Source organism: Corynebacterium glaucum (assembly GCF_002287505.1).
Lineage (GTDB): Bacteria > Actinomycetota > Actinomycetes > Mycobacteriales > Mycobacteriaceae > Corynebacterium > Corynebacterium glaucum.
In genome coordinates this window covers 771,288-783,764 of record NZ_CP019688.1, presented here as the reverse complement: position 1 = coordinate 783,764, position 12,477 = coordinate 771,288, and the positions used below count along the sequence as shown (strand labels likewise).

Sequence of the window (12,477 nt, the reverse complement as noted above, 5' to 3'; positions counted from 1 at the left end):
TTTAGCGAATGCCCAGTTTCGCGGTGCATGCAGGCCAGGCGCCCCAACCCTGGGAGGCCTGGGTGCGCTGCGCAACCGCGATCTGCTGCTCGCGGGTTGCCTGGTCCGCGGTCGGTGCGTACTGGGTGCCGCCGTAGGCAGCCCAGGTGGACGCGGAGAACTGCAGGCCGCCGTGGTAACCGTTGCCGGTGTTGATGGACCAGTTGCCACCGGATTCACACTGTGCGAGGGAATCCCACACGGAGCCGTTGGCCACTGCCGGTGCTGCAGCGCCAGTGTTGCCGCCGGTCGGCTTCGTGCCGCGCGCGATGGTGGCCGGCTTGCCCTTGATGGTTTCGCGCTCACGAAGAATCTCGTCGGTCTCGATTTCGCCGTTGACGATCACGGTGTGGCGGATGACCATCTTCTCGTTCGGCTTGCCCTCTACGCGCACCTCCTCGACACCCTCTTCAAGCTCCGGGTCGTCGATGTAGTTCGCCGGCAGGTCGGTCTTGATGATCTCGGAGCCGCGGTGCACCTCAACGCGGTCCAGCACGATCTCCATGTTCGGGGTGATCGGGTCGGTCAAAGCATGGTTCAGGCGGTCGTTGGAGTCCACGGTCACGCCGCGCGACGAGAGCAGCTCGCCCACGGTCTTCGCGGCCTGGGTGGTGAGGACGGTGTCCCCTGCAACGGTGATTGCAACTACTTTCGGAGTGGTAACGTCCACGGTCAATCCCTCGGTAACCGGTTCGGATCGGTCAATGTCGGTGGCGGCGTCCACACCCACACCAGCCTCAGCCATCAGATCCCCCACGGTTTCGGCGGTCGAGGTGAGCTGCTGCTGCACACCGTCAACCACCACAGCGACCGGCTTCGCCGTTCGCACAGTCACAGTATCTCCATTGACCACCTTGTCGGTCAGCGCCGGGTAGACCAAATCTTGCGCCCCGAATGATACCCCCGCAGCCTGAAGAGTGCCTTCCACGTCACCCGCGAAGGTCTTCACGTTGGTGGCTTCGCCGTTGACATCGACGACGATGTCCTTCTGAGCAGCCAGCGCGGTGCCGGCGCCGCCAACCACGACGGCGCCTGTAATGACACCTGCTGCCACACGCGTGGGTGCGGAGTTCGCCGGATTCAGTCGCCGAGTCGAGCGTTTTGCCGAGTGAGCAGCCATAGGAAAGAACGCATCCTTAGGGGTTTAGGCTTTTCGATACAAGGTCACAATACGGTAACGGCTTCATTACTTTCAAGCCATTACCTGAAATTGGTATGAATTCACACGCCGTAGACCTGCGAAAACGTCTCTCCTATCTCCTGGGCCACTTGAGTCACATCCGCACCGCGCGCTTCGGCAATGACCTTCGCGGTGTGGCCGATGAACGCCGGCTCGTTGCGCGCGCCCCGGAACGGCTCTGGTGTCATGTACGGCGCATCCGTCTCAACCAAGTACTGCCCCGCCGGTGCCAGCGCCGCCGCCTCGCGAAGGAAGTCATTGCGCTTGAACGTGACGTTGCCGGCAAAGCTCAGCACGTAGCCGCGGTCCAACGCCTCCCGCGCCACCTCGATCGGTGAAGAGAAGCAGTGCAAAATCACGTGCTCCGGGCGCGGCGCATCGGCCAGAATCCGCATCAGCTCCGCATCACCCTCCCGGTTATGAATCATCAAGGCCTTACCTGATTGCACCGCTAGATCAATGTGCCAGCGCAGCGCCTCCTCCTGGACCTCCAGCGGCGCGGTGCGCTCCGGGTCGTGCTCGAGCCAATACGTGTCGATGCCGGTCTCGCCGACCGCCACGCAGCGCGGGTCAGCGGCCATTTCGGTTAGGCGGCTCCGCGCGCCGTCGTCAAGCTCTTGAGCTCTTGTCGGATGGATCGCACAAGCCGCAACCACCCGCTCGTTGAAATGCGCGGCCTGCAGGGCAAGTTCCGCCTCCTCCAGCCCGTCGCCCACCGTACAAATGCGCTCGACGCCCGCCTCGACCGCGCGCGCGACAATCGCATCGACCTCTTCTTTGGTGCGCGCCTTCGCCGAAGCGAGGTGGGTGTGCGCGTCGATCAGCCCGTCGATTCGCTCGGCGGGCACGGGTGTGGGGCGTGGCTTCTTGCTCATAGAATCCAAGACTATGGCATTCCGCGACATCGACCCCGCCACCCAAACCCAGATCGACTCCGACCTCGCCGAAGCCGCCGGCCGCGGCATCAACGGTTCGCCGACGGACATCGTCGGCAGCTTCGAGGCCGAGCTCACCGACTTCCTCGCACTCCCCGCCGACGTGCAGCGCGCCTACCCGCGCGGCGAGACCGCCCGCATCTACGGCACGGCACTCGGCCAGTCACTGGTTCGCGAGGGGTACAGGTGGCAGTTGCTTGACGACGACTACGGCACCGATCTGGTCGTCGTGAACCCGGACGCAGGCGACGAGAAGTACATGGCGCCGCTTGTCGTGGTGCATGCCCGCTTCGACGACGACGAACCCGGTAAGCTGACCACGTTTTTGGCGCAGTTCCTGTGACCACCCCGCACAGCGGCGAGCCGACGATCATGCCGTACGTCCGGCCCGAGCTGCGCCGTCGTGCCAGGCTCATCCCGCACCCACCGGTGCAGTACCGCACAACCCGCTGGGTCACCTCGAACGGGCAACTGCTCTTTCCCACCCCGCGCCGCGAAGGAGTTGACGTGCTCCGCCGCGGGCACTACCTGATTTTCCGACCTCACAAGCCCAAGGGCGCCTTGATGTGGCTGCATGGGGGCGGCCACATCATTGGCCACCCCAGCCAGGACGGGCCGATGTGCGCTAATACCGCTGCCGAGGTGGGCGTGACCGTTGTGGCCCCGCGCTACCCGCTCTCGCCCGCGCACCCCTTTCCCACCGGCCTCAACTTCGCGCTGGAGGCGTGGGCGTGGATGCACGCGCACGCCGACGAGTTCGGTGCACCGTTTGCCATCGGCGGCGAAAGTGCCGGCGGCGGGTTGGCCGCGGCAGCGTGCCAGCGGTTGCTTGATGAAGGTGGTCCGCTGCCGCGTGCGCAATGGCTGTTTTGCCCCATGCTTGATGATCGCCCCACGGCTGATCGCTCCCGCGACTTCCCGCGCGACCGGCCGGTGGCCAACAACGCGCAAACCCGGTTTGCCTGGGCGTCTTACCTGGGGCAAGCGCCGGGAGCAGAGACAGTCCCGCAGTACTCAGTCCCGGCTCGACGCGACGACTTGCGAGGGCTGCCGCCCGCATGGCTTTCCGCCGGGGACATCGAACTGTTCTATCCAGAAATCTGCGACTACACCGCGCGGCTGCGCGCAGCCGGCGTGCCGGCGCAGCTGGAAATCATCGAGGGCGCCCCGCATGCGGTTGAGCTCTGGGCGTTTGACATAGGCGTCGTCAAGCAAATGCTTGCTTCCGCACGCCGGTGGCTTGCTGACCAGCTGGACTGACTGCGAGCTGGGTAACAGCGAGCTACTGAACCGGGGCCCACTCCGGGCCGGTCTCACCGAGCTCCGGATCCAGCTTTGCAATGAGCGGCTGCGGCTTGGACAGCTCCGTGCCCGGGGTGACCTCCACGCGCTCCCACACCGCCTGCTCGGCGGTGTAGTCGCCGGTGATGATCGGGTAGGTCTGGCCTTCCTCCGGCAGACCGACGCCGACCAGGTTGTAGTCGGCGGTGTGCTCGGCGTCGTCCACCACGTCCTCCACGCGCGGCTCTGCAGCCCACACGCCGGTGCGGCCGAGGGTCTCGTGGACCCGCTGCGCCGTGTGCGGCAGGAACGGGGTGAGCATGGCGTTGCAGTCGGAAACCACCTGCAGCGCGGTCCACAGCACGGTGGCCAGGCGCTCACGCTGTGCGTCGTCCTTGGCCAGCCTCCAGGGCTCCATCTCGGCGATGTAAGCGTTCGCCTCGCCGACGACGTGCATGATCTTGGTGATCGCGGCCTTGAAGTGCGCGCGGTGGAGGTCCGCACCTGCGGACTCGAAGGTTTCCTCGGCCAGCTTCAAGATGCGCTGATCCGCGTCCGTGAGCGGGCCCGGTGCCGGCACCTGGCCGAAGTTCTTGTGCGCCATGGACACAGTGCGGTTGACCAAATTGCCCCAGCCGTTGGCCAGCTCGTTGTTCACGCGGCGGACAAACTCGTCCCAGGTGAAGTCGGTGTCGTTGTTCTCCGGGCCGGCGACGGCGATGAAGTAGCGCAGCGGATCCGGGCCGAACTCGGCCAGGAAGTCCTTGACGTAGATCACCACGCCCTTGGACGAGGAGAACTTGGAGCCCGACATGGTGAGGAACTCCGAAGACACGACCTCCGTCGGCAGGTTGAGCTCGCCCAACTCGCCTGCCATGCCACCTTTCGCCCCGCGGCCGGCGTAACCCAGAAGCTCCGCAGGCCAGATCTGGGAGTGGAAGGTGATGTTGTCCTTGCCCATGAAGTAGTAGCCCTCGGTAGCCGAGTCCTGCCACCACGCCTTCCACGCCTCCGGATCGCCGGAGCGGTGCGCCCACTCAATCGAGGCGGAAAGGTAGCCCACCACCGCATCGAACCAGACATAGAGCTTCTTCGACGGGTTGTCCTCCCAGCCTTCGACCGGCACCGGAATGCCCCAGTCGATGTCGCGGGTCATGGCGCGCGGGCGCATGTCCTCGAGCAGGTTGAGGGAGAACTTCAGTACGTTCGGGCGCCAATCTTCGCGCCCACGCAGCCACTCCTCCAGCGCGTCATGCAGCGCCGGCAGGTCGAGCAAGAAGTGCTCCGTCTCCACGAACTCCGGCGTTTCGCCGTTGATTTTGGATACCGGGTTGATCAGATCCGCCGGGTCGAGCTGGTTGCCGCAGGTGTCGCACTGGTCGCCGCGCGCATCGGTTGCCCCACAGATCGGGCAGGTGCCCTCGATGTAGCGGTCCGGCAGCGTGCGCCCCGTCGACGGCGAGATCGCACCCTGGGTGGTTTCTTTGACCATGTAGCCGTTGTCGTATAGCCCGCGGAAGAGCTCCTGCACCACCGCGTAGTGGTTACGCGTGGTGGTGCGGGTGAACAGGTCGTACGACAGACCCAACCCAGCCAGGTCCTCCACAATCTGGCGGTTGTAGCGGTCCGCGAGCTCCTTAACGGTCACGCCTTCTTTGTCCGCCTGCACGAGCAGCGGCGTGCCGTGCTCGTCGGTGCCGGAGACCATCAGCACGTTCTTGCCGCGCATTCGCTGGTAACGGGCGAACACGTCCGAGGGCACGCCGAAACCTGCAACGTGCCCGATGTGGCGCGGCCCATTCGCGTACGGCCACGCCACGCACACAAGAACATTCTGGGAGTCAGTCATGGTTCAAAGCTTAAGGCACTCGAGCTATTTGCTTTTCGACGATCCCTTGAACATGCCCGCCACCTGCTTGCGACGCTGTTCAAACTCGGCTTGGTCGCGCAGCGCGCGACGTTCGATGGCCAGCTGGCGGGCGAACCGCTCCTGCTCCTTCTGCGCCAAGTAGATGGAGTCGTTCGAAATGTCCTTCACGATGGCGAACATGAGCGCCACCAGGATGATCAGGAACGGTGCGACGGCCACAATGGTGACGTTCTGCAGGTTGTTCAGCGCGTCGGAACCACCGGCGGTGAGCATCACCAGGCCAACACCAGCGGTGGCCAGGCCCCACACTGCAGCCAGCCACGGGCTGGCGTTGGTCTTGCCGTTCTGGGACAGGGATGCCATCACGGTGGAAGCAGAGTCCGCGGAGGTGATGAAGAAGGTGCCCAGGAGGATTACGGCGAAGATGCCCATGAAGAAGCCGCCGGGCAGGGTGTGCAGCAGGTTGAACAGCTGCTCCTCGTTGGATTCGCCGGAGATCGACTGGCCCATTTGCTCCAACTTGATGGCGGTGCCGCCGAAGATAGCGAACCAGACGGTGGACACGCCAGAGGGCACCAGCAAGACGCCGAGGCAGAACTCGCGGACGGTGCGGCCGCGGGAAATGCGCGCCAGGAAGGTCCCCACGAACGGGGTCCAGGACGCCCACCATGCCCAGTAGAAGATGGTCCAGCCGGAGAGGAATTCGCCGGCGGTGCCATCGGCCGACTCAGCGGAGCGCGCGGCCATCTCGAAGAACTGGGAGAGGTAGGTGCCCACCGCGGTCGGCAGCAGGTTCAAAATGGACACGGTCGGGCCCAGCACGAACACGAAGATGGCCAGCACTACCGCGATAACCATGTTGAAGTTACTCAGCCACTGGATGCCCTTGCTCACGCCGGACATGGCCGAAAGCAGGAACGCCAGGGTGAGCACGGCGACGATGCCGACAATAAGCGTGGTGGAGGCGTTGTTGACAAAACCGGAGGCCTCCAGACCGGAAGAAATCTGCAGCGCACCCAGGCCCAACGAGCAGGCGGTGCCGAAGATGGTGGCGAAGACCGCGAAGCCGTCAATGAACTTACCCAGCCAACCGTCGGCGCGCTCTTGGCCGATGAGCGGGATGAACGCCGATGAGAGCAATTGCTTACGGCCCAGACGGAACGTGGAGTAGGCAATTGCCAGGCCTACCACTGCATAGAGAGCCCACGGGTGAAGCGTCCAGTGGAACATGGTCTGCGCCATGGCGGTGCCCACTTCGTTCGGCTCGTGGCCCGGCACGCCGTCGAGGTACATCGCGAGCGGCTCGGAGGCACCGAAGAACATCAAACCGATGCCCATGCCGGCTGCGAACATCATCGCGATCCACGACGTGGTGCGGAACTCCGGCTGCTCGTCGTCGGCGCCGAGACGGATCGAGCCGAACTTCGACAGCGCGATCACCAGAATGAACACCACGAACACGGTGCCGAAAAAGATGAAGGCCCAGCCGAAATTATCCATCACCCAGGCAAAGGCGTCCGAGGCGAACGTGTTGAAGCTATCGCCAGCCGCAAGTGCCCATGCGACGATGGCCACGATGATCACGGCCAGCGGTGCGACGATGCTCCAGGACACCGGAGCGTTCTCGGCGTCGGACTGCATCTCGACGTGGTTTTCCGGCGTTGTCACTTCCGGAAGGTCGCCGCGCTGGTCGGCAGCGATCAACGCCGCGAGCTCACCGGTCGCGGTTGCTTCTAGCTGGTCGGGTTGATGTTCTTGCTTCTCATCACGTTGTGACATCACGTCTCCTGAATCGAATTGGGAATATCAAAGCACCACGCAGGTTAGCTGAGATTCAGGTGGCAGGCGAGTTCACTCTTGGGAATCGCTGAGGGCCAGCAGCGCCGCGTCGTAAAGCGAACTGCTCTTGACTCGGTGCAGCCTGGCGACTTCCTTGACGGCGTCTTTCATGCGCTGGCCGCCATCGACGCGGCGCGCGACCTCCCCCACGAGGTCTCCGGGCTCTGCTGCTTCTGGTTCGCCGCCTTCGATGACGACTGTGATTTCGCCGCGCACCCCGTCGGCCGCCCACTCCGCGAGCTCTCCGAGGCCCGCGCGGCGGACCTCCTCATACGTTTTGGTCAGCTCGCGGCACACGGCGGCGCGGCGGCCCTCGCCTAAGATCCGCGCAGCGTCGGCAAGCGTCGCAGCGATGCGGTGGGGGGACTCGAAGAAGCACACGGCCCGGCGCTCAAGTTTCAGCGACTCCAACCACGCCTCGCGTGGACCTGCCTTGCGTGGGGCGAAGCCGTCGAAAATGAAATGGCCCACGTTGAGCCCGGAGAGCGCAAGCGCCGTGGTGACCGCGGACGGGCCGGGAATGCACGTGACTGGGACCTGCGCATCGTGCGCGGCGGCCACCAGCGCAAGCCCCGGATCCGACACGATCGGCATGCCTGCGTCCGTAACCACTAGCACCATCCCGGTGCGCGCCTCCCGCAGCAGCTCCTCGCGGCGGGCGTCCTCGTTGTGGTCAAAATTGGACACGAATCGCCCGCGCGCCTCCACCCCCAGCGCCGCAGCAAGCGCTTTCGCCCGGCGCGTGTCCTCCGCCGCGATCACATCCGCCTGCGTGAGCGCGTCGCGCAGCCGCTCCGACGCGTCTTGGATGTTGCCCAGCGGAGTCGCCGCGAGCACCACGCCGGTTGTGGGCGAAGACATGTCTGTGACCGGAGGGACCATAGGGCCTGATCTTAGCTGCGCCCAGCTACAATCCTTCGGCGTGAGTACCGTCGCGCCAAACCCCACCACGCCCGCGCCAAAGCCCGTGCGCCCGAAGCGGCCCGCGCCCCAAGCGCCGGTGACGGTCCCGTGGTCGAAGCACGACACCCAAGCCACCATCGTCATCGCCGCCTTCGCGCTGTTCACCCGCTTCCTCGGGTTGACCCAGCCCACCAGCGGCGGCACGCCGATTTTCGACGAGAAGCACTACGTCCCCCAGGGCTGGGACATGGTGCGCAGCTCGTTTAACCCCGTGCTCGGCGGCATCGAGTCCAATCCGGGCTACGGCCTGGTCGTGCACCCTCCGCTTGGCAAACAACTGCTTGCCATGGGTGAGACGCTCTTCGGCTACAGCCCACTCGGCTGGCGCATCATGACGGCACTGTTCGGCTCAGCCGTGGTCGTCTTCGTGTTCCTTCTGGCACGCAGACTGAGCCAATCCACCTCGATCGGCATCCTCGCTGGAGCCATTGCGCTTTTCGACGGAGTCTTATTAGTCGCCTCGAAGTTCGGAATGCTCGATATCTTCCAGGTGCTCTTCATCGTGATTGCATCGTGGACGCTGGCCGGGGATATGCGCCAGGTGCACCAACGTTGGCACGATGCGTGGCTGGCTGGAGAGGTGCAGACAGCTGGTCCGTTGGGCCCGCGCGTGGGCTTTCGCTGGTGGCGCTTTGCCACCGGCGTGCTGCTGGGCCTAGCGCTGAGCGTGAAGTGGTCGGGTCTGTACTACATCGCCTTCTTCGGTCTGCTCGGCTCGTTCTGGGATCTGTGGCTGCGCAACCGCTACGGCGTAAAAAAGCCGGTTGCGGGCACCCTGCTGCGCGACGTGCCTTCCGCGCTGGCGTCGATTGTGCTGCTGCCTGCGGTGCTCTACCTCTGGTCGTGGCGCGCGTGGTTCGCATCCGAAACCTCGGTCTACCGCCACGCGAACGTGGACGGCACCGTTGCCGATTCGGACTGGCCGTGGCTGAACCTCCTGCCGCCGTCGGTGGGCAACTGGCTGTACTACCACTTCTCAGTGCTCGACTTCCACGGCTCGCTGACCTCCTCTGGCGGACACTCCCACCCGTGGGACTCCAAGCCCTGGGCGTGGTTGGTCGCTGCGCGTCCGATCCTCTATTACTCCTCCACCGGCATCGAGTGCGGCAATGGCGGGGAGTGCCGCGAGATGATCTTCCTCTTCGGCACGCCTCCGATTTGGTGGCTCACCGTGCCGATTCTGCTTTGGGCAGCGTGGGGCTGGCTCACACGCCAGGACTTCCGCGTGATCGTGCCGTTCATCGCCTTCGCCGCCGGGTTCTTGCCGTGGCTAGCCGCGTTCGACCGCCAGATGTACTTCTTCTACGCCACCGCACTCGTGCCGTTCACCGCGGTGCTCATTGCGCTTGCGCTTGGCAACCTCGCCCAGAAGGGCAAACCGGTGACCTGGAAGTGGGTGCGCAAACTCGCCGGGCAGCAGCTGCGAAGCGGCCAGCTCGCCGTGGTGGGCTACATGGCGCTGGTCGGTGCCGCGTTCGTCTACTGGTCGCCGATTCTCTACGGCTTCATGGTGCCGGAGGACTACTACCAGTCCCTCATGTGGCTGCCGAGCTGGAAGTAGCGCCGCGCGTCCAAACGCTACTTCGGGTCAGCGTTCAAATGCGCCCACGCCCGGCGCAGCTCTCCCCCACGGTCGGCGACCCAGGTCCACACCAGCGCGACTGACGTCAGCAGCGGAATGAATACCAGCGCAGGTTGGAATTCCCCGGTCTGCAGCACCGCGTCGCGCACCGCGAACCCTGCGGTGAACGTGAACATGGTGCCCACGATCAACAGCACGCCTGCGACCTGTTGTGGACGCCACGCGCACAACCCGAGCGCGAGCGCAACACCGAATCGCACCGCCGCAAAGGACGCGAGCACCGGATCCGGTTCGCCACCGGTGGCCACGAGTTTCACCGCCCACAGCGCCCACGCCACTGCCATCACGCCCAGCGCCACCCGGCCGATCGCCAAAGTCAGCGCGCGACGCTGCTCCATCTTCAAGAACGGATCGCGTACTTCCGCCATGATTACGTCGGACAGATCCGGCGGCACCATGTCGCGTTGACCGTCGACCTTGCTCAGCTGCTTGGACAGCACCAGCGAGCGCTCCCAAAATCGAGAGCACTCCGCGCAGGCGGCCAGGTGGGCGTCCACCACTTCGTCGTCAAGCGCTGATAGCTCCCCATCGAGTCGTGCAGACAGGGCTGCCTGAACGTCCTCGTGGTTAATCATTGCGGGTGAGCACCCCATCTAAGCTGGCGCGACCCGAGCCGAACACCACGACCATGAACAGCGACACCGCAAGCACCAGCGGGTACTCCACCCCGCCATCTTCGACGAAGAGGCCGTGGTCGAAGTGCACGAAGTAGCCCGCCGCCAGCACCATCAGCGCCAACACCGACGCCGCAATGGTCGTGAGCAATCCGATGAGCAGGAACACCCCGCCGAGCAGCTCCACCGTGCCGACCACATAGGCGCTGATCTGCGGCTGCGGAACACCCGCGGCGGCGAAGTCGCGTGCAGTCTGAGCCATGCCAAGACCGAACCAGCGTTGGTACCCGCGCGCCACAAACACCACGCCAAGCACGAGGCGCAAGAGCAGCAGTGCAAAGTCGCGTACAGCGGGCCGGTTCATGCGACTAAGACTACTCATGGAACCAAACCGCATCGCAGGGAGTCGAATGAGTATGGAGCACACTTACCCAATCACCGGTCCCGACGGCCTCACCCGCCCGCCGTGGGCCGCCACCGACCCGCTGCTGCGCGACTACTACGACACCGAGTGGGGCATGCCCATCCGCGACGAAGCCGGCATGTTCGAGCGCCTCGCCCTCGAGGGGTTCCAGGTAGGGCTGTCATGGCGGCTCATCCTGACCAAGCGCGAGGCACTGCGCCGCGCGTTCCACGGTTTCGACCCAGACACGGTCGCAGGTATGGAGGTAGAGCATTTGCTTGACGACGCCTCCGTGATACGCAACCGGCGCAAACTCGCTGCCGCGGTGACGAATGCTCAAGCCACCGTCGCCCTCCGCGAGGAAGGCACCGACTTAGCGGAGTTCATCTGGTCGTATCAGCCCGCCGAAACCCCGGCGCCGCGCACGGTTGAGGAGGTGCCCACCCGCTCCCCAGAATCCGAGCAGCTGGCCAAAGACCTGAAATCACGAGGCTTCACGTTTGTCGGCCCGGTGACCATGTACGCACTGATGGAGTCGGTGGGCATTGTGGACACCAACCTGGTGGGCACCTGGCGCCGCGGCGCGTCCGGAGTCTGGGTCTAACTCGAGCGGTGTAGCCCTGCAGCGCACCGTGGTCGCGTTCACCGGTGACGGCGAGCTCATGATGAACGGTCAAGAACTCGTCACCGCCGTGCGCTACAACACCCCGATGCTGGTCGTGCTAGTGGACAACGAGCAGTACGGCACTATCCGCGCCAACCAGGAAAAGACCTACCCGGGACGCGTCTCAGGCACCCAGCTGGTCAACCCGGATTTCGCCGAGTGGGCCCGCTCCATGGGCGCATGGGCCGAAACCGTCGAGCGCAACGAGGAGGTTCCCGGCACCATCGAGAGAGCTTTTCAAAAGCTTGACGACGGCCACGTCGTCCTCCTCCACGCCAAAGTCGACCAAGATCACGCCACCCCTGAAGGCAGCGCAGAGGCGTAATTCGGTTTCGCCTGTAAATGTGAAGCGATTTAGACACGGGCCTTTTATGTACTACGGAATCCATAACCATGCTAGAGTCGCCCGCATGGGCCGCCCAAGGATGTTTGACGAGAAATCTGTACTTGACGCTGCAGTGAGCGAGTTCCGTGTTCATGGTTTTACAGACACCTCGACGGAGCAGCTCTGTGAAGCAGCGGGCGTTCGACGGAGCACGTTGTACAACACTTTTACTTCGAAGGACGAGTTGTTTGTACGAGCACTGCAGCACTACCTGGAAACCACGTCGGCAGCCCAGAGAGAGGTACTGGGTGACGAATCGCTCAATGGCATCGAGCGCTTGCACGCCTACTTCGACCTCATGATTGAAGAAGAAGTGTGTGCAGCAGAAGATGGCCACGCTGCCGGATGCATGGCGATCGGCACTCGCATGACACCCGACGTTGCGAGGCGAGACGATCGCATCAGACGTCTGCTGGACCAAGGTTTAAACAATCAGCTGTCCGCGCTATCACTAGCGGTTCGTCAGGGCCAGGCCGATGGCTCAATCTCAAAGAATGTTGCCCCCGAGAACGCGGCGCAGCTGATTGTGTCACTTGTCGCAGGGCTACGAGTGATGGCTCAAGCTGGGCGGTCTCCCGGGGACTTGCGATCTATGACTTCACTTGGGCTGACTGCTCTCTTGCCATAGAACTTTAAACCGCTGCGCCAACCCGGCTTTGCCC

The 12,477-nt window shown here is 64.2% G+C and carries 13 protein-coding genes; 6 read left to right on the top strand and 7 right to left on the bottom strand.

The window, feature by feature from the left end:
• Position 1 precedes the first annotated feature (1 nt).
• Positions 2–1,159, bottom strand: a complete 1,158-nt coding sequence (locus tag CGLAU_RS03870; RefSeq protein WP_095659556.1) for a resuscitation-promoting factor — start codon at positions 1,157–1,159, stop codon at positions 2–4.
• A 101-nt stretch (positions 1,160–1,260) separates the two neighbouring features.
• Positions 1,261–2,094 (bottom strand): TatD family hydrolase, encoded by an 834-nt coding sequence (locus CGLAU_RS03865; protein WP_095659555.1) that lies wholly within the window; start codon positions 2,092–2,094, stop codon positions 1,261–1,263.
• A 13-nt stretch (positions 2,095–2,107) separates the two neighbouring features.
• Between CGLAU_RS03865 and CGLAU_RS03860 the strand changes: the two genes are divergently transcribed.
• Positions 2,108–2,497 carry a DUF3806 domain-containing protein gene (locus CGLAU_RS03860; protein WP_095659554.1) on the top strand — a complete coding sequence of 130 codons (390 nt, stop codon included), beginning with the start codon at positions 2,108–2,110 and terminating at the stop codon, positions 2,495–2,497.
• Positions 2,494–3,414, top strand: a complete 921-nt coding sequence (locus CGLAU_RS03855; RefSeq protein WP_198305008.1) for an alpha/beta hydrolase fold domain-containing protein — start codon at positions 2,494–2,496, stop codon at positions 3,412–3,414. The genes CGLAU_RS03860 and CGLAU_RS03855 overlap by 4 nt, the downstream gene beginning before the upstream one ends.
• 22 nt (positions 3,415–3,436) lie before the next feature.
• Here the strand turns inward: CGLAU_RS03855 and metG are convergent, their stop codons facing one another.
• The 3 genes from metG to rsmI form a co-directional block, all read right to left on the bottom strand.
• A complete protein-coding gene (gene metG / locus CGLAU_RS03850; protein WP_095659553.1) occupies positions 3,437–5,284 on the bottom strand; it encodes a methionine--tRNA ligase in 1,848 nt (615 codons plus the stop codon).
• A gap of 24 nt (positions 5,285–5,308) precedes the next feature.
• The gene (locus tag CGLAU_RS03845) at positions 5,309–7,084 is read right to left on the bottom strand and encodes a BCCT family transporter (RefSeq protein WP_095659552.1); all 1,776 of its coding nucleotides are present in this window, start codon (positions 7,082–7,084) and stop codon (positions 5,309–5,311) included.
• A 72-nt stretch (positions 7,085–7,156) separates the two neighbouring features.
• Entirely contained in the window at positions 7,157–8,026 is an 870-nt protein-coding gene (gene rsmI, locus CGLAU_RS03840; RefSeq protein WP_095659551.1) for a 16S rRNA (cytidine(1402)-2'-O)-methyltransferase, read from the bottom strand.
• Between rsmI and CGLAU_RS03835 the strand changes: the two genes are divergently transcribed.
• Positions 8,004–9,668 carry a dolichyl-phosphate-mannose--protein mannosyltransferase gene (locus CGLAU_RS03835; protein WP_095659550.1) on the top strand — a complete coding sequence of 555 codons (1,665 nt, stop codon included), beginning with the start codon at positions 8,004–8,006 and terminating at the stop codon, positions 9,666–9,668. The genes rsmI and CGLAU_RS03835 overlap by 23 nt on opposite strands.
• 17 nt (positions 9,669–9,685) lie before the next feature.
• Here CGLAU_RS03835 and CGLAU_RS03830 read toward each other — a convergent pair whose 3' ends face one another.
• Complete coding sequence (locus CGLAU_RS03830) at positions 9,686–10,324, bottom strand: zf-HC2 domain-containing protein (protein WP_198305007.1); 639 nt, start codon at positions 10,322–10,324, stop codon at positions 9,686–9,688.
• Positions 10,317–10,727: a DoxX family protein gene (locus tag CGLAU_RS03825; protein WP_095659548.1), complete on the bottom strand. Its 411-nt coding sequence runs from the start codon at positions 10,725–10,727 to the stop codon at positions 10,317–10,319. Before CGLAU_RS03825 ends, CGLAU_RS03830 begins: the two co-directional genes overlap by 8 nt.
• A gap of 46 nt (positions 10,728–10,773) precedes the next feature.
• Here CGLAU_RS03825 and CGLAU_RS03820 point away from each other — a divergent pair, with 46 nt between their 5' ends.
• The 3 genes from CGLAU_RS03820 to CGLAU_RS03810 all read left to right on the top strand — a co-directional run bounded on the left by CGLAU_RS03820 (position 10,774) and on the right by CGLAU_RS03810 (position 12,443).
• The gene (locus CGLAU_RS03820; protein ID WP_198305006.1) at positions 10,774–11,370 is read left to right on the top strand and encodes a DNA-3-methyladenine glycosylase I; all 597 of its coding nucleotides are present in this window, start codon (positions 10,774–10,776) and stop codon (positions 11,368–11,370) included.
• A complete protein-coding gene (locus tag CGLAU_RS03815; protein ID WP_095659546.1) occupies positions 11,312–11,755 on the top strand; it encodes a thiamine pyrophosphate-dependent enzyme in 444 nt (147 codons plus the stop codon). Before CGLAU_RS03820 ends, CGLAU_RS03815 begins: the two co-directional genes overlap by 59 nt.
• An 85-nt stretch (positions 11,756–11,840) precedes the next feature.
• The gene (locus tag CGLAU_RS03810; protein WP_095661020.1) at positions 11,841–12,443 is read left to right on the top strand and encodes a TetR/AcrR family transcriptional regulator; all 603 of its coding nucleotides are present in this window, start codon (positions 11,841–11,843) and stop codon (positions 12,441–12,443) included.
• Positions 12,444–12,477: the final 34 nt, after the last annotated feature.

Excerpts from the sequence above, each read along its gene's own strand:
- CGLAU_RS03820 (WP_198305006.1), top strand. The coding sequence starts at position 10,774 with ATGAGTATGGAGCACACTTACCCAATCACCGGTCCCGACGGCCTCACC.
- CGLAU_RS03865 (WP_095659555.1), bottom strand. The coding sequence starts at position 2,094 with ATGAGCAAGAAGCCACGCCCCACACCCGTGCCCGCCGAGCGAATCGAC.
- CGLAU_RS03810 (WP_095661020.1), top strand. The coding sequence starts at position 11,841 with ATGGGCCGCCCAAGGATGTTTGACGAGAAATCTGTACTTGACGCTGCA.
- CGLAU_RS03835 (WP_095659550.1), top strand. The coding sequence starts at position 8,004 with ATGTCTGTGACCGGAGGGACCATAGGGCCTGATCTTAGCTGCGCCCAG.
- CGLAU_RS03870 (WP_095659556.1), bottom strand. The coding sequence starts at position 1,159 with ATGGCTGCTCACTCGGCAAAACGCTCGACTCGGCGACTGAATCCGGCG.
- CGLAU_RS03830 (WP_198305007.1), bottom strand. The coding sequence starts at position 10,324 with ATGATTAACCACGAGGACGTTCAGGCAGCCCTGTCTGCACGACTCGAT.
- CGLAU_RS03845 (WP_095659552.1), bottom strand. The coding sequence starts at position 7,084 with ATGTCACAACGTGATGAGAAGCAAGAACATCAACCCGACCAGCTAGAA.
- CGLAU_RS03825 (WP_095659548.1), bottom strand. The coding sequence starts at position 10,727 with ATGAACCGGCCCGCTGTACGCGACTTTGCACTGCTGCTCTTGCGCCTC.
- CGLAU_RS03860 (WP_095659554.1), top strand. The coding sequence starts at position 2,108 with ATGGCATTCCGCGACATCGACCCCGCCACCCAAACCCAGATCGACTCC.
- rsmI (WP_095659551.1), bottom strand. The coding sequence starts at position 8,026 with ATGGTCCCTCCGGTCACAGACATGTCTTCGCCCACAACCGGCGTGGTG.
- metG (WP_095659553.1), bottom strand. The coding sequence starts at position 5,284 with ATGACTGACTCCCAGAATGTTCTTGTGTGCGTGGCGTGGCCGTACGCG.